This window comes from [Clostridium] innocuum, assembly GCA_012317185.1.
GTDB classification, from domain to species: domain Bacteria; phylum Bacillota_I; class Bacilli_A; order Erysipelotrichales; family Erysipelotrichaceae; genus Clostridium_AQ; species Clostridium_AQ innocuum.
In genome coordinates this window covers 2,149,904-2,174,489 of record CP048838.1, presented here as the reverse complement: position 1 = coordinate 2,174,489, position 24,586 = coordinate 2,149,904, and the positions used below count along the sequence as shown (strand labels likewise).

Here is a 24,586-nt window from a genome sequence, read left to right as displayed (position 1 = left end):
TTTAGTTTTATGGATTTTAAGCGTGGGAATATGCTATAATAAAAAACGCTAGTCATCTAACCGAACTGGAGGAATCACCATGTAGATGAGAACTGCTTTAAACGAAAAAATACGAGAATATCGTTTCACATAGAACTATAGGAGGAAGCTGTATGACGAATTATGTCAATGAAATACAAAGGCGGAGAACCTTCGCCATCATATCCCATCCGGATGCCGGAAAAACAACGCTGACGGAGAAGCTGCTGCTGTATGGCGGGGCGATTCTTTCTGCCGGAAGTGTAAAGGGAAAAAAAGCGAACAAGCATGCGGTCAGTGACTGGATGGAAATCGAAAAGCAAAGAGGTATTTCCGTCACAAGCTCTGTGCTGCAGTTTGAATATAATGATTTCTGTATCAACATTCTGGATACCCCGGGACATCAGGATTTCTCGGAGGATACCTATCGTACCCTGATGGCTGCCGATTCTGCCGTTATGGTGATCGATGCATCCAAGGGTGTCGAGGCACAGACGAAGAAGCTGTTCAAGGTATGTCTGCTGCGAAAGATACCGGTATTTACCTTTATCAACAAAATGGACCGTGCTGCCATGAATCCGTTTGAGCTGCTGGAGCATATCGAGATTGAACTGGGAATCGCCACCTATGCCATGAACTGGCCAATCGGTTCCGGAAAAGAATTCAAAGGCGTTTATGAACGTGATCATCACCGTATCATCGCCTTTCATGGAGGCGATCACGGACAGAAGGCTGCGGAGGTAAGCGAAGGTACGCTGGAGGATGAAACCTTCCGTGGCGTACTGGGCGATCATTTCTTCGAGCAGCTGCGTGAGGAGAGTGAGCTGCTGGATATCGCCAGCACTGAATTTGATCAGGAGCTTATTTCAAAGGGAGAGCTGACACCGGTATTCTTTGGTAGTGCACTGACGAATTTCGGTGTGGAACCGTTTCTTTCCCATTTTCTGGATATGACAACCTCTCCGCTGCCTAGAGAATCCACACAGGGAGAAATCAATCCCATGGATGAGCGCTTTTCTGCCTTTGTCTTTAAGATTCAGGCAAACATGAATAAGGCACATCGTGACCGTATTGCCTTTATGCGTATCTGTTCCGGACGATTTGAAAAGGGAATGGAGGTTATGCATATGCAGCAAAACCGTAAAATCAAGCTTTCACAGCCGCAGCAGTTTATGGCACAGGATCGTGAAATTGTCGAAGAGGCATATGCAGGGGATGTGATCGGTGTGTTTGATCCGGGTATTTTCTCCATCGGAGACACGCTGTGCGATCCCTCCATGAAGTTTGAATTTAAAAAGATTCCAACCTTTGCTCCGGAGCATTTTGCCCGTGTTACGCAAAAGGATACCATGAAGAGGAAGCAGTTTACAAAGGGAATTACGCAGATTGCACAGGAAGGTGCCATTCAGGTATTTCAGGAAATCAATATCGGAATGGAGGAAATCATCGTCGGCGGTGTCGGCGTGCTGCAGTTTGAGGTGCTGGAACAGCGCTTAAAAAGTGAATACAATGTCGATATCAAGCTCGAAATTCTGCCGTTCCAGTGCGTTCGCTGGATCGATGATCAGGCATTGGATCCGAATACGCTGAATCTTACCAGTGATTCCAAGCGTGTACGTGATTTAAAGGGGAGAAATCTGATTATTTTCATGAATAATTGGGGCATCAAGTGGGCGTTGGAACAAAACAAGGGTCTGACACTGAGTGATGTGGGTACTGCCGAGTAATTACAATATACATAATCAGCAAGCATTTACCTAACAGGAGGATTGCCGAAATCGATGACTTTGGCTCTTCCTTTTTTTGTGGAAGTTCCTTTTTCAGGGAATGCTGTATGTCTTTTTCGAAAACGGGTATCCTAGTAGACAGTGAGGTGTGAGCTATATGCATGATGAAGATATTGTATGTACCTGCATGAGTGTCTCTGTTCGTGATATCAAAACGGCAATTGAGGCAGGTGCTTCCAGCTTCCAGGAGGTGCAGGATGCTACCGGAGCAGGAACTGTCTGCGGTGCCTGCAATGATGTCCTGGAAAGCGTTGTTGAGCAATTACTGAGAAACAGGTGAAATCCATCTGTTTTTCTTTTTCTTCTTTTGTCTGTTTAGTCATAAAGTACCTCAATTCATCATAAGTTTAGAATGACTAAGGGAGGACAAACAATGAATACCACAGAGATTTTAAAGAATATAGCACAAAGATGCGGTGGCGATATATACTTAGGGATCGTGGGTCCTGTACGCGTCGGCAAATCAACCTTCATCAAGGAGTTTATGGAAAAAGCAGTCATTCCATATGTCAGTGATGAATTTGAGAAATCACGCATGATTGACGAACTGCCGCAGGCAGGAGTCGGTAAAACGATTATGACCACCGAACCGAAATTTGTGCCGAATAATGCCGCAACAATCGAATTTGATGACGGATTTACCGTGAATGTCCGTTTGGTGGACTGTGTAGGCTATGTTATACCGGAAGCAAAGGGTTATAAGGATGAGGATGGAATCCGTATGGTACGTACCCCCTGGAATGATGAACCGGTACCATTCAACGAGGCTGCCAAGACCGGTACACAGAAGGTTATTCAGGATCATTCCACAATCGGCATTGTTGTGACGACGGATGGTACGATTTCCGATTTGTCAAGAGAAGCCTATATCGAAGCTGAGGCAGAGGTCATTGATGAACTCAAGTCGATTGGTAAGCCGTTTATTGTCGTTGTCAACAGTGCGGATGTGCATTCTCCGGCCTGCAAGGCTGTCGTGGACAAGCTTAAGGAAAAATATGAGGTACCGGTACTTGCAATTGCAGTAAACCATATGAGTGAAGAGGATGTTCATGATATCCTTCGGGAGGCTCTGTATGAATTCCCGGTATCGGAGATCAATATCAACATGCCGCAGTGGATTGCAGTACTGAGCGATGATCACTGGCTGAAGAAAAGCTTCCATGATACGATTCAGGAAAGCATGTCCAGCGTGGACCGTCTTCGCGAGGTTGAAAATATCACCGATGTGTTAAATGAAAATGAGTATATCGACGGCAGCAATCTTGCCACCATTGATACAGGGCAGGGGATTGTCAATGTGGACATCACTGTAAAGCCTGGGCTGTATAATGAAATACTGAAGGAAATCATCGGTCACGAGATAAAGGATAAGGCGGAGCTGATATCTCTCATGCAGGATTACAGCAAGGCGAAGCGGGAATATGATGCAGTTGAAAGTGCATTGAAAATGGTCAAGCAGACCGGATACGGCTTTGCGAGTGCCTCATTGCAGGATATTCAGCTCAGCAAGCCGGAGGTTGTGAAGCAGGGCAGCCGCTATGGTGTGAAGCTGAAGGCAATCGCCCCAAGCATTCATATGATCAAGGTGGATGTGGAAAGCACCTTTGAGCCGATTATCGGCAGTAAGGAGCAAAGTGAAGAGCTGATTCGTTATCTGCTGCGGGATGATGGAAATGATGATCAGAGCATCTGGGACAGCGATATCTTCGGACGCAAGCTGTCGGATCTGATCCGTGACGGTCTCAATGCCAAGCTTTCCATGATACCGGAAGCAGCCAGAGCAAGATTGCAGGACATTCTTACAAAACTTGTAAATAAGGGAAAAGGCAATGTCATCGCCATCGTTCTCTAGAAATAACGGCATTTGAAAACCGCAGAAATAATGGGGATTTTAAAACCATCTTTTTTGAGAAAAATGTTGAAATATACGCTTCCAGATGGTATCATATAGCTATGTTGGAGGTAATGAACATGAGTGAAATTTTAAATAAAAAAGCTTTAGTAGAAGTCGTTGCTGAGAAATTGGAAATGACAAAGAAAGATGCAACTGTAGCAGTAGAAACTGTTTTCGATGAAATTGCAAAGACTTTATCTGAAGGCGGAAAAGTTGATATCTCTGGTTTTGGAAAATTTGAAATCAGCGAACGTCCTGCACGTATGGGAATCAACCCTGCAACTAAGGAACCTCTTGAAATCGCCGCTTCAAAAGCGCCGAAATTCAAAGCTGCAAAAGCATTGAAGGAAGCAGTAAAATAGTAGGCTAAAAACGGATGTCTGGGATCATTTATACAGATATCCTTTTTTTCATATTTTCATAAGCAAAGACCAAAGCATTCGCTTTCCTGCAACTTTATGCAAACCTGCTGATAATTCATCTGCAGTTGTGATATAATAACTAATACATACATATTGAAAAGGAAGGATACCTATGTTTAATAATTCGTATATGTCTCAGTATTTTCTGTATATTCTGGCATTCGCAGTTGTAATGCTTGCCCAGTCCCGTGTACAGGCTGCTTATCACAAATATAAGAGAATTCCGAACGAGCATGGTTTGACTGGAGAGGCTGTTGCCCGCAGAATTCTGGATATGAACAATCTGCAAAGCATCCGTGTAGAGGTAGCCAAGGGCGGTATGCTATCGGATCACTATGATCCTGTCCATCATGTTGTGCGTCTATCTCCGGATATCTTTTACAACGCCTCCATTGCCTCTATCAGTGTTGCCGCTCATGAGGTAGGACATGCCATTCAGCATAAGGAGCATTATGGGGCGATCGGTCTGCGAAACCGGCTGCTGCCGATGGCAAATATTGCTTCCCAGCTTGGCTGGGTCGTGCTTGTGCTCGGCTTGTTTCTGTTTGCCTCCACACCGGTTATTCTGTATGCGGGTATTGCTATGATTTGTATCATTCTGCTGTTTCAGATTGTGACGCTGCCGGTGGAATTCAATGCCAGCAGCCGGGCTGTGAAACAGCTAGCCATGTATGGCATGATCAGTGAACAGGAGCGCTATGATGTGAAGGGAATGCTTCGTGCAGCAGCCTTCACCTATGTTGCAGCAGTGCTCTCCACTCTCGCACAAATCTTACGTATCCTGCTTATGGTACTGGGAAGAAGAGATGATGACTAAAAGAATCCTTTGGGGTTCTTTTTTCGTGTCTTGGTCAGCTTCTGAATCCTTCAGGGTTCACGAATAAAGGGAAGGTTTATGAGAGCTTTTTGTTTTGCGTGAATCATAGAAAGATATTGGAAAATATTTACGGATGAGCATACAGCCAGATGATGGAAGCAGCTGCACAAAGATCAGGCATTTTTGACTATGCTGTTCACCGATAAGGGCATGTGGTATAATTTAGCTGATAAACAGCGTACGAAAAAATAACCGGATTTAGAAAGAGAGGCCGTCTATGGTGAAGAAATGCTTATTGATTCTGCTGATGCTTCTTTGTATGAGTGCCTGTACCAGCAAAGAGGAGAAACAGGAGCTGGATAGGGAAAAACAACAGGGAACAGCCAATGCTCTTCTTTATATGAAGGATAAATACGGTATACAGCCAACTGTAAAAGAAACCCATCTGGGATATGGCGATGCATCACCAATTCCCAGGCTCAAACGGAAGCCGGATGGTACAGCATGGGTTGAAATGATGTATCAGGAAAGATCGTTTACAGTAAATGTCTACACAGATGAAAATAATCAGGATGGAAGTGATGACTATCAGATGCCGGAGCTGCAAGAGGCATACAGAAAGAGAATTGAAGCTTCGTTGAAATTGGACACAGACCTGCATATTTCTGCGTTTGATGTTTTCTTCCAGTATAAAGGAGCATGGTATCAGAATGTCTTTCCAAAGGAAATAAAGTATGATGGCGGTGATATAGATGCATTTATGAAAGATATGTATAGTAAGACGCTGCTATATACGGTGGATGAACCCGAGCTAAAAACGCTGCAGCATCGAAAAGATCTCAATCGTACCAATCTCATTCTATTGAATTTTACTTCAAAAAATGGGGAAAGTGATTTCTTGCATGAGCTTGCAAAAAATGAAATATCCTTCATCGATAATCTGAGTGATGATGGTATATTCATTTACAGAGATCTACAAAAGAAATTCGCCAAGGATTTGAAAGATTCTATTTTAATCACGAATGGGGAAGAGTATCATACAGACTATACACCACGTTTCGTTGGTGAGATCTGTTATTACACGTTTGATCAATATGGCAGAGATACAAACGATACGGTGAATATTTACAAGGGGAAAGCAAATCCTGCAGATTTTCGGGATATGAAAAAGAACTATGAAATTCATGCCTTCTCGGAAGCATTGACGATTGAAAAGGCTTCAGATTCTACCGTTCTTTATATGCCGCAGGAGGATTTCATAAAAGAGATACCCCCTTCTCAAGAGGATACCTATGTGGTACTGTGGCAAAGTTTTATTAATCGTGACGGAAAACAGGAATCGGGAGAATTTTTCAATACCTCTTCCACAAAAATTTCAGAGTATAGAGATGAGGAGGGTCGTTATTATAAGAAAATCGTTCCCGCAGAGACATCCATTACATTATGCTATGCAGAGGTCAGTACAAGGAAAACAGAGTAATCGTGAAAAAGGATGGCAATATGTACCTATCTATGGTATGGTTAGGGTAGAGGTTAAACCAGATTCTGTAGAAAGGAGAACTTGTAATGGAGGCTGTAAAAACAAGAACTATGAGTGTTTGTGGTGTTCAGTGTAATGCATGTGAGCATTATCCGGACATCTGCCTTGGATGTAAGGCTTTGGAAGGGAAGCCATACTGGCTGCAATATGTGGAGGATAGAAATGTCTGTGATATTTATGAATGCTGTAAGAAAAGTAAGAAGCTAAAGCACTGCGGACACTGTCATGAACTGCCCTGTATTTTGTATGAAGCACAGGATCCAACAAAAAGTGAAGAGGATAATCAGAAGGATTTTCTTATGCAGATGAAAAACCTTACGGAAGCTCAATAGCTCTTGGTGAACAAACGTACCAAAGAATATGTTGTATAAGATAGATAAATATAAATAAAAGTGCCTGTATCCACATGCTGTATGTAGGAAACAGGCACTTTGAGTATTCCTGGCGAAAATAAGAAATCAACATGTTTCATTTCAGATGTTCATTCAGATCATCTATTTCCTTTCGAAAGCTATAGGCGATATACAGGCGTATTGCCCCCAGAATCACAGCCATACTCAGAATTTGGGAAATGATAGAGCGTACCTGAAGAGTATCCAGGTGTCCCGCATTGTTCAGGATTAGGAAAATTCCTGTGAGTATGAGAAATTCTGTTATGACAAAGCTTCGGTATGTTTTGAATTCCATGTATTCATTGATACCGTAATCGGCTATGATAAGAAGCATACATATTCCAAAATCCCTAAGCAGGCTGGCAGCATCCAGAATAAGTGGTGTATTGTGAAGGAAAGCAGAACATGCATTGATCAGTAAGATTGCAGTGAAGCACATGCATCCATAGGGCACATAATTTTTTAAAAAGCTTTTCATATTCATCCTCCTATAATTTTTTTATCTGTTTTTTCAGATGCTCTACATAATTTCTGTTTACAAGTACTTTATCGTCATTCTTCAGCACCAGCAGCAGCCGATGGTTAGCATAGGATTCTACAGCCTTCAGATGTGCTGTATTTACAATCATATGCTTGCTTATCCTGCAAAACGAGGTATGCTGAACACTATCCTCAATCTCGCGAAGAGACATTCTGCATAACAGGGAATCCTTCTCCGTTATCAGATATGTGATTCCATCAACAGATTCAATATAGTAAATAGTCTCTATGGGAAGATAATATTCCCGATTGTTGTGATAAGCCTTTAAGGTGATGCTGTATTGCTTTATCAAATCTATCAGTCTTTCTAAGCGCGGATGACGTGTTGCTGTTCTGATGATGATTTCATCTTCTGCTATTGCGTCATCCTGAAGTATGGTAAGTTTCATCCTGTATTCCTCCTGTTGATTTCAGTATAAAGGGCACACAGCAGAAATGCAATGAAATGCCGATAAGTTACCCAAAGTGGTATACAAGCTGCCAACTGCTTCATTATGGTCTGTAATTGATAATGATGGCTGATCTTGGATACATTGGATACATATGTATTATGTATATTATGTTTTACTTCGCATAATGTATATTATGTAATCTTTTAAGTTCAGTAGAATCTGCGTATTTTGTAAACGAAAAAGAAGAACAGCAAAATCGGGTTCTTCTAATTAACAAGTAACGCTGCTCCATCAGGTTACTCCTCAATAATCAAGGTCTCCTTAATTTCATTGAGAACCGTATAAAAATGTCTTTAAAAGCTTTCTTCTGTTTAACTTTTCATGATGATTTCTGTATCCTGTGCTTCAATATAGGAATGCACGACTGCAATCGGTGCTCCCCATTCCTTTACGATATCCTTATACTCTGCATCCTCGATATTCTGCATGTAGTTATTTAAAAACATTTTTTCCTTTTTTGACATATAAGGGAACAGCATCGCAATTTCCCGTTTGTATCTTTCTTTACCAGCCATGTTCCTATGCTCCCTTCATAATCATATCGATCGCCTGAACCCAGACTGTATAACGCTTTTGCAAAGTTACCAGCAAAGCTTCTCCCTTAGGTTCCAGTTTGTAAATGATTTTTGTTCTGCGTCCTTCCCTTACCTCCATACCGGTGATGCAGTGATCATCAGCCAGCTTATAGAGAATGGGATACAGGGTGCCCATCTTTATATCAATAATCCCCTCTGTCTGCTTCTTCAGAATACCGGCAAGCTCATAGCCGTAACAATTCCCCTGTTTTAATATAAGGAGAATCAGCATTTCCATTTTAAAAAAATTATGTTCCTTAGCCATAACAGCACCTCTTTTTTTTCATTTGATATATCCTATACATATCACCAGCCAGTATCCATTATTTGCTTCAACAGATAGAGAAGTCGGCAGGATGTGTAAGTGATGTGTAAGTAAGGATAAGGCTCTCAGCTTTTCATTTAGACGTGTCTTTGTGCCTTTCATTGTGAAAAGAGGTTGCATAACAACCTCCTTTTGAGTGACAATGGGACAAGTATCGTCTCCTCGCATGAATTATAACACCTAATATTATGTTTATCAACTGTTTTTATATTATATATATAGATTAACATAATAATTAGGGGATAAGAAAACCGAATCTTATGTTTCCTATAAGATATCGGTTATTCCGGTTATTGCACCTGAAGCCGTTTTAGCATAGCTTCCTTTGCTTTCTGTTCCAGTGTGTCATCCAATTGTATGAGATCCTCCAGCTGAACATCCGGATGATTCTTTTTCAGGCTCTTATAGATAACAAAGTCGACAATTTCTGGGTTTTTCGGGAAAAGCGGGCCGTGCATATAGGTGCCAAGTACACTTCCGTTATAAAAGCCCTCATATCCACTATCAAAGCTGTTTCCATAGCCACTGATGACTTTCCCCAGCGGTGTTGCTACATTGCAGGTCTGGCCACCGTGGTTCTCAAAGCCAACAGCAGTGATTTCATGACCATCCAGATTGCAGCGTATGGCGATATTGCCGATACAGCGTGTTCCATTGCTGCCGGTAGTCGTATAATAATCGAAAAATTTCAGCCCCTCAATTTTTTCGTTATCTGCACTGATATAATATTGTCCAAACAGCTGATAACCGCCGCAAATCAATAGAACGAAGGTCCCCTGCTCCATCGCCTCACGAATATTTTCCCTTCTGGAAAGCAAATCATCGATCAGCATCATCTGTTCCTTGTCGGCGCCCCCACCCAGAAAAAGAAGGTCATACGCGCGAAGGTCCCTTTGATCTCCGATGGACAGGGTATCAATGGTGATGCTGATACCGCGCTCCTCACAGCGTTTCTGTAAAACCATCATGTTTCCCTTATCACCATAGAGATCCATAATATCATGGTACATCCAGCATACATTCAGCTCCATATCATGCGCCTCCTTTTCGTTCCTGCACACCCTGAGTCAGCAGCAGATTGCGTACCGGCTGCAAGGCGGTATAGGTCGCTATCGCATACATGGTTTCATTTGACTTCAGAAGAGCTGTTACAGCCTCCTTCATCTGTTCCTGAACCTCCAGCGCTCCTGTATAGCCTCCGTATTTTAAACGCAGTGCCATATCATAGCAGCGACTGCCCGAAACAATGATACGCTTTGTAGTATTCTTCATGAGCTTCTCGAAAAAGGTGTCATAGATCCAGGATACGTCCGTTCCATCCTGTGCATTATCGTTTAATACAATGAGGATGCTTTTTTCGGTTTCGTCCTCTTCGATCACCTTCATGACCTCATTGGCTCCCGTCGGGTTTTTTACCAGATTCAGCACACAGGTGTGGTTCTTATATGTAAATGCTTCATTTCGTCCATCCGGTACCTTGATGTGAGTAAAAGCCGCTGCAGCATGCCTTGTATCCACTTTCAAAAGCTTTGCGACTGCCAGAACAGCCATGCAGTTATACATGGTATACAATCCACCCTGCGGTGCGCTGAATGCTTTGCCTTCATAGCGGAAACTGCGTTTTGGAATGCTTTCCACCACTCCTGCCGCATCCAGATTCGGTGTTTGGAAATCACAGCCGCTGCAGTGAAATACGCCGATATGGGAATACTGATAAAATGCATACTCCAGTCTTTTTCCACATCGTGGACAGAACTTGCCTTCACTTGCTTCCCCTGTTGTTTCACTGCTGAAGGAGCAGCGCTCCATACCGAATGCAAGCATGGATGCTTTCGGTGCCGCATCTTGCAGCCGTACTACATTGGGGTCATTGCCATTTAAAATAAGAGTTCCCTCGAAATCGGAAATCGCCTGCTCCATCTTAACAATCAGCTGCTCCATCTCCCGGGCACGGTCCAGCTGATCCCGGAAAAAGTTTGTCACAACCAGAGCATCTGCTTTTAGGTTCTTCATAATGAAAGGAATGTTGAGCTCATCCACTTCCAAAACAATAGCATCCCCCTGTACCCGTTTTCTTAGCGTTGTGTGCATCAGTAAAGCCGTCGTAATTCCCTCTTTCAGATTGTCGCCCTTCCGATTGTTTACGACAGTGCGACCCTCCTGCTCCAGCATAGCGGCTATCATATTGCTGGTAGAAGTCTTGCCGTTGGTTCCTGTTACCAGAATCAGTGGACAGTCAATGCGCAGCTTTTTCAGTATATCCGGACACAGCTTCAGCCCGATCTGTCCGGGCAGCGAGCCGCCGCGATGAATCAGCTGCAGCATAGCACCGGCCAGTTTTGTTATCAGTATTGCAAACGTCGTCATAAATCAGCCTCCTGTATATACCCCGCAGGGAAAATCAATCCATAGTATCTATTTATAGGATGTCCACCCTGCATATGTTTAAAACACCTCTCTATTATACAGGAAAAAAAGCTGTTTTGGTGAAGTTTTTCTATGGATGCGTAAGAAATTTACAGGCATGCTGTCTGGGCTTGAAAAATGTTTTCAAATGTCCTGCGCATTCTTGACTTGCATGAGGGGCTGACCTATAATAATATGGTAAGAAAAAAAGGCAGAATCTGCCCATTCTTGCGCTGGAGTTATTGTTAACTAGCAGGAGGAAAAGAACAAAATGAAAGAGTTAGAAATGCTGTACGAAGGTAAAGCAAAAAAAGTATTCGCAACAGAAAATCCGGATCAGGTCATCGTAGATTACAAGGATGATGCGACGGCATTCAACGGTCAGAAAAAAGGTACGATTCTCGGAAAAGGCGTTGTTAATAACAAAATGACGAACTTCCTGTTTAAAAAGCTGGAGGATAAAGGGATTCCTACACACCTGATCGAGGAGCTGGATGATCGCAGAACACTCGTTAAAAAAGTGGAAATCGTTCCTTTGGAGGTTATTATCCGAAACAAGGTTGCCGGAAGCTTTGCAAAGCGTATGGGACTGAAGGAAGGTATGGAGCTGAAATGCCCGATTCTGGAATTCAGCTATAAGGATGATGATCTGGGGGATCCTATGATCAATGATTACATGGCACTTGCTGTCGGTATTTCCACACAGGAGGAAATCGATGAGATTACAAGGCTTGCGTTTGCTGTAAACGAAGAGCTGAAGAGTATCTTTGCAGCGGTTGATATCGAGCTGATTGACTTCAAGCTGGAGTTTGGACGTTTTAAGGGCGGCATTGTGTTAGCTGATGAGATTTCACCGGATACCTGCCGCTTCTGGGATATTCATACGCATGATCACCTGGATAAGGATCGTTTCAGAAGAAACCTTGGAAATGTTGAGGATGCATATCAGGAAGTATACAGAAGACTGGGAATTAAATAATTGAACAACAAACGAATACATAGAAAGGATGTTTTCAGATGAACGACAGATACATAAGCCCTCTGGGACAGCGCTATGCCAGTGAAGAGATGCAGCGCATTTTCTCCAATGACAAGAAATTCCGTACATGGAGAAGGCTGTGGATTGCCCTGGCGGAAAGCGAAAAGGAGCTGGGTCTTGCTATCACACAGGAACAGATCGATGAATTAAAGGCACATGCAGAGGACATTAACTATGATGTCGCAAGGGAGCGGGAGAAAATTGTCCGTCACGATGTCATGAGCCATGTATACGCCTATGGACAGCAGTGTCCAAATGCGAAAGGAATCATTCATCTGGGCGCAACCTCCTGCTTCGTTGGTGACAATACGGATTTAATTGTCATGTATGAGGCGCTGGAGCTGGTGAAGAAAAAGCTGGTAAACGTCCTTGCGGAGCTGAAAAAGTTTGCTTTGGATTACAAGGACCTGCCGGTGCTGGCATTTACACATTTTCAGCCTGCACAGCCGACAACACTGGGAAAGCGTGCTGCTATCTGGGCACAGGACCTGCTGCTGGATTATGAAGAGCTGTGCTTCCTTCTGGAAAATAAAAAGCTGCGCGGCTGCAAAGGGACAACCGGTACACAGGCGAGCTTTATGGAGCTGTTTGATAATGATGAAGCCAAGGTAAAACAGCTGGATCAGATGGTCGCTCACAGAATGGGCTATGAAAAATCCTTTGCTGTTTCCACACAGACATATTCCCGTAAGGTGGATTCCCGAATTCTGAATGCACTGGGCTCCATAGCGCAGAGTGCACATAAGTTTTCCAATGATATCCGTCTGCTTCAGAATCTGAAGGAAGTGGAGGAGCCGTTTGAAAAGGGACAGATCGGCTCCAGTGCGATGGCCTATAAGCGCAATCCGATGCGCAGTGAGCGGATGGCTTCTCTGGCAAACTATGTTATCGCAGATACCCTGAATCCTGCAATAACTGCTGCTACCCAGTGGTTTGAGCGTACGCTGGATGATTCTGCAAACAAGCGTATCAGTATTCCGGAGGCATTTTTGGCAGTGGATGGTATTCTGGATTTATATCTCAATATCACCGATGGCTTGGTTGTATATCCGAAGGTCATCGAATCCCACCTGATGAAGGAGCTGCCGTTTATGGCGACGGAAATGATTCTGATGGATGCTGTCAAGGCAGGCGGTGACCGTCAGGAGCTGCATGAGCGTATCCGTGTTCACTCCATGGCTGCCGGTAAGGTTGTCAAGGAGGAGGGGCTGGAAAACGATTTGCTGAAGCGTATTGCAGAGGATGCAATGTTCCCTATGAATATGGAACAGCTGAAGGCTATTATGTCCCCGATCAATTTTGTTGGACGTGCGCCAAGTCAGACCGTGGAATTTTTCGAAGAATGCATTGATCCGGTTCTGGAAACAGAAAAGGATGCGCTGGGTCTGCATGCAAAGATCAATGTGTAGGCTAAGCTATTCTGCATAAAATAAAAAAAGACTTTGATTATATAGGTAAAAATCAGAGTCTTTTTCTATTCTTACGGCGGTAATGCGCAGCACCGTAGTCAGCTACTTTCTGTTAGCCTTGGAGTAGGCAATGAAATCGGTAAACAGCGGATGCGGACGATTTGGTCTGCTTTTGAATTCCGGATGAAACTGCACCCCGACATAGAAATCATTGTTGACACACTCCACAGCTTCCACCAGAGAACCGTCCTGTGAGGTTGCTGTGATATCCATGCCGTTTTGTATAAATTCCTCACGGAACTGATTATTAAATTCATAGCGGTGACGGTGACGCTCTGAAATTTCCGTTGTCCGGTAGGCGCGATACAGCTGCGTCCCTTCCTTGATTCTGGATGGATATGCGCCTAAACGCATGGTTCCTCCCATATCCTGTTCATCGCTTTGATCTGCCATATAATGAATGATCAAATGGCTGCTTTCCGGCTGAAATTCATAGGAGTTGGCGTCGCTGTAGCCCAGTACGCTTCGTGCAAAGGCGATTGTGGCTATCTGCATTCCCAGACAGATACCCAGATAAGGTATATTGTGCTCTCTGGCATAGGTGGCTGCCCGTATTTTTCCTTCAATTCCGCGCGTACCAAAGCCTCCCGGTATCAGAATGCCGCTGCAATCCTGCAGCAGCTCTCGGATACTGCCTTCCGTAATATTCTCTGAATCGATCCATTTGATATGTACCTTTATATTGTTTTTCAATCCCGCATGATACAGCGCTTCTACCACAGACAGATAGGCATCATGCAGGCGAACATATTTTCCAATTAAAGCAATTGTTACCGTTTCCGTTACATCCTCTGCATGCTCCATGAGCGTACTCCAGGAGTGCAGATCCGCCTGTGGTGCATCGATATGGAATTTTCTACAAACGACATCATCCAGCCCCTGCTTTTGCAGCATGTAGGGTACCTCGTACAGAGAAGGCATCGTTCTGTTTTCGAATACACACTCCTTGGGTATATTGCAAAACAGGGAAAGCTTATCACGAATCCCCTCCTCCAACGGGCGGCTGCAGCGCGCTATGATGATATCCGGAAAGATACCATAGGATTGCAGCTGGTTGACAGAGTGCTGAGCCGGCTTTGACTTATGCTCCCCGCTGCTTTCGAGATATGGAATCAGTGTTACATGAAGAAAGAGACAGTTTTCTCTTCCCTTATCCTGTGCAACCTGACGGATTGCTTCCAGAAAAGGCAGACTTTCAATATCCCCGGTGGTACCTCCGATTTCACAAATCATGATATCCGCACCGCTTTCCTCCTGTGCCTTATAAATAAAATCCTTGATTTCATTGGTGATATGCGGAATAACCTGTACGGTTTCCCCCAGATATTTCCCTTCCCGCTCCTTGTTTAAGACGTTCCAGTATACTTTTCCGGTGGTCACATTCGAGTAGCGATTCAGATTCTCATCAATGAAACGCTCATAATGACCGAGATCAAGATCGGTTTCACTTCCATCCTCCGTCACAAATACCTCGCCATGCTGGTAGGGACTCATCGTCCCCGGGTCGATATTGATATAGGGGTCCAGCTTCATTGCACTGACCTTCAGACCTCTTGCTTTCAGCAATCGTCCCAGGGATGCTGCACTGATGCCCTTCCCCAGACCGGACACAACACCGCCGCTTACAAATATAAATTTACTCATATATGACCTTCCTTTTTTCTATTGTTTCCTTTCATTCCAATACTGCAGTTTCCTACATATGCAGAAAACGTAAGGCAGTTTTTGCATCACTTTCCTTACAGTCAGGGCAGCTGATATTTTTTCAACAGCTGCTCCGCCACCTGCAGTCGGCTCATCTGCGAATCCATAGCTCGCTTTTCCAGATACCGGTGTGCCTGTGCTTCACTTAGCTGCTCATGTTCCATAAGCAGGCATTTTGCCTGATTGATAACTTTAATTTCACTCAGTCTGTCCTTCAGTGAGCGATTTCTCATACGCATGGCGCGGATGCGCTTCTGCGTGACAATGGCAAAGCGTAAGACACAGAGCAGTACTGTTTTATTAACCGGCTTTAACAACACATAAATACCGGCTTTTTCCATGCGATCCGCAATGATATCATAGACCTCAGCCGGTACCATAAGCATGATAGAGGCATCACTTTTTTCTGCCAGATCCTGCGGCAGCTCATATTCACGTTCATCCGCAAGCGGGTAATTGATGATGATCATGTCGAAGGCTGTTTCCAGAGCCGTTCTACGTGCCCTAGAGGCCGTTTTACAGGCTGTGATATTCATACAGTCCTCCATATTCAGATATTCCTTTAGAATTCCTGTGGTTTTCTCACTCGTACTGACGAGAAGCACATGTAACATGACCAGTCCCCCTTTCTTACATGCGTAGCTGTTTGATCTTCGCGTTTAGAAAGCCCTGCAGCAGTTCCTCTCCCAAAACACGCTTTGTGAAGCTGCTGTTTTGAGCTAGCTGCAGAGCCTCCTGCAGTGAACTGGGCAGTTCCTGTAGACCCTCATGATGCAGATAGACATTTCCATGAAACTCTTTCGCCGTTAATCCATCCTCGATGCCCTCCATACCTGCGGCGATAAGCAGTGCCAGTGCCAAATAGGGATTGCAGGAGGGATCGGGACTGCGTACCTCAATGCGTGTGCGATGCTCATTCGCTGCCGGTATCCGAATCAGTGCGGAACGGTTGCTGCGGGAATAGCATATATATTTGGGCGCCTTATCCTCTCCCAGACGCAGATAGGATTCTGTTTCCGGATTTAAGAACAGGGTGATTTCCCGGATACGACGTAGTATCCCGGACAGAAAAGCCTCCATGTAGCGGCCCTGCTCCTGTGCAAACAGATTTTCGCCGTTTCGAAACAGGGACAGATTGATATGCAGACCGTTTCCCGGCTGCTGCTGCAGCGGTTTTGGGTGAAAATTTGCTTTCAGACCGCTGGAGAGAGCAACCATGTCCACGACATTGCGAAAGGTCATCAGATTATCAGCACAGGGCATAACCTCGTCAAAACGGAAGTCGATTTCATTTTGCCCGGGTCCCTGCTCATGATGCGAGCTTTCGGGATGAATGCCCATCTCCTCCAGATCAAGGCAGATTTCCCGTCGGACATTCTCACCCTTATCCAGTGGCGCAATATCACAATAGCCGGCCTCATCATAGGGAATCGTTGTCGGCTTTCCGTTTTCATCTCGCTCAAACAGGTAAAACTCGCATTCCGTGCCTGCCATAATCTGCATTCCCTTCTCGCCTACCTGCTTCATCATACGTTTCAGCAGAGAGCGTGTATCCAGAGCATATGCACTCCCATCAGGATAACGTATCTCACAATACATTCGGACAACACGCCCAATCTGCGGACGCCATGGAAGAATGGTCAGTGTGGAGATATCCGGAAACAGAAACAGATCGGAGGTATGCTCCTCTGTAAATTGTGATCCCTGAGAAAATCCGCTAACTGCACTTGCATCAAAGCTCAAGCCATGGGCAAATACCTGCTTCAGCTCCCGGGGCATGATGGATATATTTTTTTGGTTGCCAAACAAATCGAAAAAAGCCAGACGAATAAACTTCACATCATATTCCTCGATGAATTCCATAATTTCACGTTCACTTGTCACCATATGCATCCTCCTTACTATCCTGTGTGGCATTTGGCCGCTTATACGGAAAAAGGCGTCTACAAATCTGGAAAAGCTACGTTTTCCGCCTGTAGAACGCCTTTGTTCCGATACCAGTATTATATTACAAAAGTGATGTGCTGTTGTCAACTATTTCAGCATTTCATGAAGATAAATGTTGCAGTTGCGTTCCGGACCGACAGAAATCATAGAAATTCGCGTATTGCACAGCTCTTCGATACGACGCAGATAGATTTTGCAGTTTTCAGGCAGCTCCTCGTAGGTCTTCATCGTAGAAATATCCTCCTGCCAGCCGTCAAACTCTTCATAAATCGGTTTTGCCCTCTGCAGCTCTTCCATGCTGCTCGGGATATAATCATAGCGGACACCGTCAATATCGTAAGCTACACACATGCGTATTTTCTTCAGGCCGCTCAGAATATCCAGCTTGGTGATAACCAGATCGCTCAATCCGTTGATCATAGCCGCATGACGCACCACATTCACATCCAGCCAGCCACAGCGTCTCGGACGTCCGGTGGTTGCCCCAAACTCATGTCCCTGTTCACGCAGCCACGCACCCATATCGTCGAACAGCTCACTCACAAACGGTCCCTCTCCGACTCTTGTGGAATATGCTTTCGCGATACCGATGATGACATCCAGCTTCTTTGGTGAAACTCCGGCACCGGTACAAACACCGGCGGAGGTTGGAGAGGAGCTTGTCACATACGGATAGTTCCCGTAATTGATATCCAGCATGGCGGCCTGTGCACCCTCAAATAAAACCTGCTTCTGTGCATCCAGTGCCTGGTTGATTACAATCTGTGCATTGATGATACGCGGCAGTAATGCCTTGCGAATCTGTGCAAACTGCGCAACCAGCTCCTCATAGGAAAAGCCCGGATCCTCATACACCTTCTGAAAGGTGATATTTTTCATATCCACTGCAAGCTTCAGCTTTTTCTTAAAGCTTTCAAAATCCTGCAAATCTCCGATACGCAGTCCCTGACGGGAATATTTATCCGCATAGCAGGGGCCGATTCCCCGCTTGGTTGTTCCGATTTTATGATCCTTCAGACTTGCTTCAATCAAAGCATCCAGCCGTACATGGTAGGGCATGATGATGTGTGAGCAGTCACTGAGCAATACATGATCTGTATTGAAACCGCGCTCCTCCAGCTGATTGATTTCCTCCAGAAAGACAAACGGATCCACAACAACCCCTGGTCCGATGATGCAGGAAGCCTTCTGCAGCACACCACTTGGCAGAAGATGAAGCACCACCTGCTGATTCTGTCCTGTGTGTTTATCCTGTACAACGACGGTATGACCCGCATTGTTTCCTCCCTGAAACCGCACAACGGCATCCATGCGTGATCCCAGATAATCTACAACCTTGCCTTTTCCTTCGTCTCCCCACTGGGTTCCGACAACTACATATCCTGGCATAAAAATTCCTCCTTACGGGTATTTTCAAAGCAGATTGATACTTTTAAAAAAATCCTTTACTAATATAGCACACTTCATGTAAAAAATAAACATCTTTTTTTGAAAATTGTTTCATCCAAGAAGGGTGAAAGGATTTCCAGCATTTTTATCTAAATATCCCCTGTAAAGGAGCTTTGCTGTTGTAGTAAGACTACGCAAAAAAAAGAGGAAGATGCAGCCGATATCCAATAAAGGCTATCGTGCTGTTTAACATTCCTCTTTATGTAATTATTTGCCCATTTTTTCAATCAGCTGATCTGCCGCAGGTGAAATCCAGGCATACATCTGCTGTGCTGTTTCCGTATCAAAATCATCATCCTTGTAAATTCTGGAAATGCTGTCCATCATCGGCAGCTCTGCCCATAAAGGCACCTCATTTTCCCTGACAAAATCCTCCACATTGCGGTGCTGGAAGATTTCGATCCGTTTACCGCAATCCGGACAAACGACATAGCTCATATTTTCAATAATCCCCAGTACCTCGACCTTGACCTGCTTGCACATATTGATTGCCTTGGATACGATCATGGATACCATCGGCTGCGGAGTGGATACCATAATAACTCCGCTGACAGGCAGACTCTGTAGTACCGTCAGCGCGACATCACCAGTTCCCGGAGGCATATCGATGAACAGATAGTCCAGCTCCTCCCATACGACATCAGTCCAGAACTGCTTAACTGCATTTGCTACGATCGGACCGCGCCATACAACCGGCTGGTTTTCATCCTCCATCAGAAAATTCAAAGACATGACCTTGATGCCATCCTTATCCACGACCGGCTCAATGGCGTCGTTTGTACCGAATGCCTGTGCATGCTCCAGTCCCATCAGACGTGGAATACTTGGTCCTGTGATATCCGCATCCATGATACCGACACGAAAGCCTCTTCTGGCCATTTCCTTTGCCATCAGTACACTCATACTGGATTTTCCTACACCGCCCTTGCCACTCATCACACCGATGACATGACGGATTTTATTGCGTTCATTATTCTGGATGCCGCAGCTGTCAGCCTGCTTGCCGCAGGTTCCCTTGCTGGGGCATGAATTACAGTTACTCATATTCAGCTCTCCTTATATTATCTGTATAACCTATCTTATTTTACATCTTTTCGCATCGTTTTCCAATGCTTTCGCTTCACTTTTTCGCGAAATGGATGGTAGGGCTCGTATAGCAAACGGAAGGTGCGTTTCCTGTCGGCGTTAAATGACTCTTTGCCAGCACGATGAAGGCTATGCGCTGTTCGTGCAGAAACCTTCTATAATTTTAACTAGAACTGCCTTGCCTTCCTCCTGTATGTTATCTTAGACAGCACTCCATGCAGCAGAGGCGGTGAGGTGGTATATGGCTAAGCTTATGCTGTGCGCTTTCCTCGTTGTCATTTCTCCTTTTTAACGGAGCGGGGATGATACTGATCGATGGCTTCCTTCAGCCTCCGGTTCTGCACATGAGTATAAATCTGTGTTGTTGCGATATCGCTGTGTCCCAGCAGCTCCTGCACAACCCGTAAATCTGCACCGCCGTCCAACAGATGTGTCGCAAAGCTGTGACGGAAGCTGTGCGCTGAAAGACGCTCATCCAGCCCCAGTGCCTGCAGGCGCTGCTTAATCAGCGTATGAACATACTGCCGTGTCAGAACATTTCCTCTGCTGTTCAGGAAAACACGTGTACTTTTCCGCTTTTCCCATGTTGGACGGATTTGTGTCAGATACGTACGCAGGACACGCATACAGCGTTCATGCATCGGCACCATGCGCTCCTTATCCCCTTTTCCGATCACCCGCAGATAGCCCTGCTCCAGGTGTACCTGATTTATGCGCAGCTCGCACACCTCACTGACACGAAGACCGCAGCCATACAGCAGCTCCAGAATCGCTTTCTGATACAGTCCCTGCGCATCCTGTCCAAAGCTGTCCAGCAGCAGCTCGATATCATGCGGATTGAAATACAGCGGCAGCTTCTGTACCTTCTTCCCTCCCCGCAGATGGATAGAGGGATCCAGAATCGAGGGATGGTTCATTGAGATAAAGCGGTGAAACATATGAATGCTGCTCAGCATATGATTGACACTGCTGCGCTTATAGCGCAGACCGTCCTCCTGTATGCCCCCCATATCAGATAAAAAGCTTTGGATATCCCTGGGCAGAATATCCTCCATTTCCGTTTTTCCCTGCGCCTGCAGCCAGCTGAGGTATTCCTGCAAATCCTGTGTATAGGAATGAATGGTTGCCAGTGATTTCTGGTCAACCGCCTGTATGTAATGCAGATAGTCCTGCAGAGCGTCCTGCAGATTCATCGCTCTATGATCTGCGGTAACAGTACATGGGCGTTTACCCTGCCATCCTTTACCGCCTCCACCAATACACTGACTGCTTCCTTTCTGTTGGCATCGTAGACAAACTGCAGGGTACGGATTTCCAGACGATGCTGCTTCAGGGTATAGGCGATTTCCGATATACGGGAAGCCCGGTGCACCATATAGAAGCGTCCCTTTTCCTCCAGCAGCTCACTGACCCGCTGACACAGGGTCCTTAGTGTGAGGAAGCGTTCATGGCGCGCCATCTGAAGACTTTGCGATTCATTGAGATTGCTTTCCTGATCCACCTTGAAATATGGCGGATTACAGACAATAACATCCACCTTTTCCAAAGCGGCATCGTATATATCCTGTGCCATGAGCACCACATTCGTTATATGGTGATGCTCCATATTCTTTTCCGCAACCGCTATGGCCTCCGGCTGGATATCGATGCCATACAGATATGACGGAGCATAGCGGTGTGCCGCAAGAAGCAACGCTCCGTTGTTCGTGCCGATATCCAGTACCCGTTCCCCTTTTTTGACCTTCATGAACTGCGCCAGAAGCGCCGTGTCTGTGTTGATGCGAAACATCTTTTTATGCTGATACAGATAAATATCCGTCCCGTTGATATAATCATACGTGTAATCTTCCATGCTGCAACCTCCCTGTCTCTATTATTATAGCGGAAGATCACATCAAATTAAACAGTTTTATGAATTCGATCACCAGTGTCGATTTCAGATAGCTGCCTGCCAGAATGATCACAAAGCAGATAAAGATATCGTTCAGTACATTGTTGCCCAGCTGCTTGAAATTGAGCCGCTCCCGATTCGTTGTGGAATAGATGATATACATGGACAGCTGAATGGCGCTGGCGGAGATCAGAAAGGTCGCAATCAGATCCATTGCCACCTGTGGAAGCAGGGTCATGATAATGCCTGCAATTCCCTTTAAATGATATGTATACACAAACAGCGCACAGGAAAAGCCGATCTGCATACCCTTCGTAAAGGCGATAAAGCTGATAATGGGAATTCCAATTAGGGAGGTTCCCAGCAAAAACACAAACAGAATAAACACGATGCCGCTGAAAAACTGCGATACGAAGTAATCGTATTTATCAACACCGGAATCAATGGTCGTCAGATAGCTGGATAAGCTCTTTATATCCGATACATCAATATAATTGGATACAATGATACCCATCAGTATCCCGCAGCCGACAAGAATCGCTATAAACAGATATACGTTATGGTATTTCTTGAGAAACCCATGATAGCCCTGCCTCTTTTTTAGGGGAATATTTTTTTTCATATTGTCACCTCACTACATTATATGAAAAAAAGAAGGCAGTCTTGCTGCCAACTTATCGACAAACTTCTCATAAGCTTTTATAAGGCTCTTTCGTTTATTTCTGTCCCTTGGATGGATGAATATCACTGGCTCGTATCAGATGCGCTCCCGGCAGCTGCGCATTCAGCTCCTTCAACACATCCTCGACATCGTTCAGCGGCTGAATCTCATGCTGAAACAAATCGATTTGATCGATCGTATGCTCTGCGGAATACAGAGAGCCCAGACCGATTCCCAGATGACGGATTTCCCTGCCGTTGTAGTGACGGTCAAATAAGAGTAGTGCATGCTCCAGCAGCACGTTTGCATCATCGGTATAGGAATGAATGTTGGTGGAACGAACGGCATTGGTGAAGTCAAAATAGCGGATACTGATGGATATTAAAGAACCCTTGATATGATCTTCCCTTGCCCGTCTGCTCAATGTGGCCGCAAGACGCTTCAAAACAGTTTTAACCTCCTCATAATCCGTAATATCACGATCCAGAGTTGTGGACTGCGATATGGACTGCACACTGGTATTGAAGGAAAGCTGTGCACTTCCGTTACCACGTGCATTCTGAATATATGTATAGGCATGCTTGCCAAGCAGCGTCATGATTTTGGATTCATTTTCTGCATCTGCAAGGTCGCCAATCGTTGTGATTCCATGCTTGATCAGCAGTGGTACCGTCTTCTTTCCAATTCCCCACATATCACTGATGGGAAGCGGCCACAGCTTTTTGGGAACCTCCTGCTTGCGCAATATCGTGATTCCCATCGGCTTACGCATGTCGCTTGCCATTTTTGCCAGAAATTTGTTCGGTGCCACACCGATACTGCAGGGCAGCTTCAAATCTTTTTGCACACTCTTTTGTATCTGCCAGGCAAGGTCCAGCGGTCGCTTATAGTCCTTGATGACATCGGTGACATCCATATAGCATTCGTCGATACTGGCCGGCTCGATCAGACTTGAAAAACGACGCAGATATTTAAAAAAACGATTACTCAATTCCTCATACCAGCCGTAATCGCCCTGAACAACAACAAGATTTGGACACTTCTCCATTGCCATATGCAATGGCATCGCGCTGTGTACCCCGTACTTGCGGGCTTCATAGCTTGCCGTTGATACCACACTTCGCCTGTGCAGTCCCGCCACAACGACCGGCTGCCCCTCCAGTGCAGAGTTTTTCAATATCTCCGCACTTGCAAAGTAGGAATTTAGATCAATATGTAAGATAACTCTTCCTGCCATAAAACAACTCCCTTGTCTTACAGTATAGTATACTGGATTTTCAGGGGAAAAGCTAGCGGAATGTCTTGATCACATTGTTTTTGTTGCGCAGTCTGTGCTCTAAGCGCAGCTTGTCGGAAATCATGGCGATGAATTCGGAATTGGTTGGCTTTGCCTTGCTGGCAGATATCGTATATCCGAAGATATCATCAATTGCATCGATGTTGCCTCTGTTCCATGCTACCTCGATTGCGTGTCGAATGGCTCTTTCCACACGGGATGCCGTGGTTGCATATTTCTTGGCGATTTCCGGATACAGCACCTTTGTGATCTGTCCCAGAAAATCAACATTCAGATAGGTTTCCAGAATTGCTGTACGCAGATACATGTAGCCCTTGATATGTGCAGGAATCCCGATTTCATGCAACAGCTCTGTAATCTCACTTTCCAGCTCCAGCTTCTGCAGACGCTCCTTCTCATCATCATCCAGATTGACCTTCACCACATTGCTGGATATATGCTCCTTCCGTGTGTAGCCGACAATGAAGTTAAGCTTATCACACAGCTGTTCTATCTCAAAGGGCTTCATCAGAATATAATCGATACGGTAATTCTGAACACCTGCCACGATGAGATCGTTCACAAACGGTGTTGTACAGATGATGTGATCCACCTGTATATGGTTTTTCTTCAAATCGTGCAGAACGCTGATGCCGTCCTTCTTCGGCATAATCAGATCCAGCACAAGGACATCCAGATGCTTGCCGCGCAGCTCATTGACACACTGCTCGCCATTGGTGGCACTTCCGATGACCTGATACCCGTCGCTCTTTGTGAGCGCTTCCTTCATACTGTGGATCATCTCCATGCTATCATCCACCAGATATACATTCATTTTGTTATTCATACATTTCCTCTCTCCTTACTGACATCCATTATACGAACCTCCGTATGCA

Annotated in this window: 24 protein-coding genes and 1 pseudogene; 9 read left to right on the top strand and 16 right to left on the bottom strand. The window is 45.0% G+C overall.

Features of this window, described 5'->3' with window-relative positions:
• Positions 1-152: 152 nt before the first annotated feature.
• From G4D54_10435 to G4D54_10405, 7 genes are all read left to right on the top strand, one after another.
• A complete protein-coding gene (locus tag G4D54_10435; protein ID QJA02828.1) occupies positions 153-1,745 on the top strand; it encodes a peptide chain release factor 3 in 1,593 nt (530 codons plus the stop codon).
• A gap of 157 nt (positions 1,746-1,902) precedes the next feature.
• Positions 1,903-2,085 carry a (2Fe-2S)-binding protein gene (locus G4D54_10430; protein QJA02827.1) on the top strand — a complete coding sequence of 61 codons (183 nt, stop codon included), beginning with the start codon at positions 1,903-1,905 and terminating at the stop codon, positions 2,083-2,085.
• A gap of 93 nt (positions 2,086-2,178) precedes the next feature.
• A complete protein-coding gene (spoIVA, locus tag G4D54_10425) occupies positions 2,179-3,657 on the top strand; it encodes a stage IV sporulation protein A (protein ID QJA02826.1) in 1,479 nt (492 codons plus the stop codon).
• 119 nt (positions 3,658-3,776) lie between these two features.
• Positions 3,777-4,061 (top strand): HU family DNA-binding protein, encoded by a 285-nt coding sequence (locus G4D54_10420; GenBank protein QJA02825.1) that lies wholly within the window; start codon positions 3,777-3,779, stop codon positions 4,059-4,061.
• 172 nt (positions 4,062-4,233) lie between these two features.
• The gene (locus G4D54_10415; GenBank protein ID QJA02824.1) at positions 4,234-4,938 is read left to right on the top strand and encodes a zinc metallopeptidase; all 705 of its coding nucleotides are present in this window, start codon (positions 4,234-4,236) and stop codon (positions 4,936-4,938) included.
• 277 nt (positions 4,939-5,215) lie between these two features.
• Positions 5,216-6,418, top strand: coding sequence for a hypothetical protein (locus G4D54_10410; GenBank protein ID QJA02823.1), 1,203 nt, complete (start codon positions 5,216-5,218; stop codon positions 6,416-6,418).
• An 86-nt stretch (positions 6,419-6,504) separates the two neighbouring features.
• Positions 6,505-6,810, top strand: a complete 306-nt coding sequence (locus tag G4D54_10405; GenBank protein QJA02822.1) for a DUF3795 domain-containing protein — start codon at positions 6,505-6,507, stop codon at positions 6,808-6,810.
• A 136-nt stretch (positions 6,811-6,946) separates the two neighbouring features.
• Here the strand turns inward: G4D54_10405 and G4D54_10400 are convergent, their stop codons facing one another.
• The 6 genes and pseudogenes from G4D54_10400 to G4D54_10375 form a co-directional block, all read right to left on the bottom strand.
• The gene (locus G4D54_10400) at positions 6,947-7,348 is read right to left on the bottom strand and encodes a DUF3021 domain-containing protein (GenBank protein ID QJA02821.1); all 402 of its coding nucleotides are present in this window, start codon (positions 7,346-7,348) and stop codon (positions 6,947-6,949) included.
• 10 nt (positions 7,349-7,358) lie between these two features.
• On the bottom strand, positions 7,359-7,799 hold the full coding sequence (locus G4D54_10395; protein QJA02820.1) for a LytTR family transcriptional regulator: 441 nt from the start codon (positions 7,797-7,799) through the stop codon (positions 7,359-7,361).
• A 299-nt stretch (positions 7,800-8,098) separates the two neighbouring features.
• Positions 8,099-8,377: pseudogene (locus tag G4D54_10390) on the bottom strand (hypothetical protein).
• A 4-nt stretch (positions 8,378-8,381) separates the two neighbouring features.
• Positions 8,382-8,702 carry a helix-turn-helix transcriptional regulator gene (locus G4D54_10385; protein ID QJA02819.1) on the bottom strand — a complete coding sequence of 107 codons (321 nt, stop codon included), beginning with the start codon at positions 8,700-8,702 and terminating at the stop codon, positions 8,382-8,384.
• Between the two features lie 350 nt (positions 8,703-9,052).
• Entirely contained in the window at positions 9,053-9,793 is a 741-nt protein-coding gene (locus G4D54_10380) for a glutamine amidotransferase (GenBank protein QJA02818.1), read from the bottom strand.
• A gap of 1 nt (position 9,794) precedes the next feature.
• Positions 9,795-11,129, bottom strand: a complete 1,335-nt coding sequence (locus G4D54_10375) for a DUF1727 domain-containing protein (GenBank protein ID QJA02817.1) — start codon at positions 11,127-11,129, stop codon at positions 9,795-9,797.
• A gap of 310 nt (positions 11,130-11,439) precedes the next feature.
• Here G4D54_10375 and G4D54_10370 point away from each other — a divergent pair, with 310 nt between their 5' ends.
• Complete coding sequence (locus G4D54_10370; GenBank protein QJA02816.1) at positions 11,440-12,147, top strand: phosphoribosylaminoimidazolesuccinocarboxamide synthase; 708 nt, start codon at positions 11,440-11,442, stop codon at positions 12,145-12,147.
• A gap of 38 nt (positions 12,148-12,185) precedes the next feature.
• The gene (locus G4D54_10365) at positions 12,186-13,616 is read left to right on the top strand and encodes an adenylosuccinate lyase (protein QJA02815.1); all 1,431 of its coding nucleotides are present in this window, start codon (positions 12,186-12,188) and stop codon (positions 13,614-13,616) included.
• Between the two features lie 102 nt (positions 13,617-13,718).
• On the opposite strand, the gene G4D54_10360 is transcribed toward G4D54_10365, so the two are convergent.
• The 10 genes from G4D54_10360 to spo0A form a co-directional block, all read right to left on the bottom strand.
• A complete protein-coding gene (locus G4D54_10360) occupies positions 13,719-15,320 on the bottom strand; it encodes a CTP synthase (protein ID QJA02814.1) in 1,602 nt (533 codons plus the stop codon).
• A 101-nt stretch (positions 15,321-15,421) separates the two neighbouring features.
• The gene (locus G4D54_10355; protein QJA02813.1) at positions 15,422-15,994 is read right to left on the bottom strand and encodes an ANTAR domain-containing protein; all 573 of its coding nucleotides are present in this window, start codon (positions 15,992-15,994) and stop codon (positions 15,422-15,424) included.
• 16 nt (positions 15,995-16,010) lie between these two features.
• Complete coding sequence (locus G4D54_10350; GenBank protein QJA02812.1) at positions 16,011-17,267, bottom strand: glutamine synthetase; 1,257 nt, start codon at positions 17,265-17,267, stop codon at positions 16,011-16,013.
• Positions 17,268-17,414: 147 nt separating this feature from the next.
• On the bottom strand, positions 17,415-18,716 hold the full coding sequence (locus tag G4D54_10345) for an adenylosuccinate synthase (GenBank protein ID QJA02811.1): 1,302 nt from the start codon (positions 18,714-18,716) through the stop codon (positions 17,415-17,417).
• 267 nt (positions 18,717-18,983) lie between these two features.
• Positions 18,984-19,820, bottom strand: a complete 837-nt coding sequence (locus G4D54_10340) for an Mrp/NBP35 family ATP-binding protein (GenBank protein ID QJA02810.1) — start codon at positions 19,818-19,820, stop codon at positions 18,984-18,986.
• 317 nt (positions 19,821-20,137) lie between these two features.
• Entirely contained in the window at positions 20,138-21,055 is a 918-nt protein-coding gene (locus tag G4D54_10335; protein ID QJA02809.1) for a tyrosine recombinase, read from the bottom strand.
• Complete coding sequence (locus G4D54_10330) at positions 21,052-21,714, bottom strand: methyltransferase domain-containing protein (GenBank protein ID QJA02808.1); 663 nt, start codon at positions 21,712-21,714, stop codon at positions 21,052-21,054. Before G4D54_10330 ends, G4D54_10335 begins: the two co-directional genes overlap by 4 nt.
• A 37-nt stretch (positions 21,715-21,751) precedes the next feature.
• A complete protein-coding gene (locus G4D54_10325; protein ID QJA02807.1) occupies positions 21,752-22,375 on the bottom strand; it encodes a stage II sporulation protein M in 624 nt (207 codons plus the stop codon).
• A gap of 94 nt (positions 22,376-22,469) precedes the next feature.
• Positions 22,470-23,651: a DNA polymerase IV gene (dinB, locus tag G4D54_10320; GenBank protein QJA02806.1), complete on the bottom strand. Its 1,182-nt coding sequence runs from the start codon at positions 23,649-23,651 to the stop codon at positions 22,470-22,472.
• Between the two features lie 52 nt (positions 23,652-23,703).
• Positions 23,704-24,537 (bottom strand): sporulation transcription factor Spo0A, encoded by an 834-nt coding sequence (gene spo0A, locus G4D54_10315; GenBank protein QJA02805.1) that lies wholly within the window; start codon positions 24,535-24,537, stop codon positions 23,704-23,706.
• Positions 24,538-24,586 lie beyond the last annotated feature (49 nt).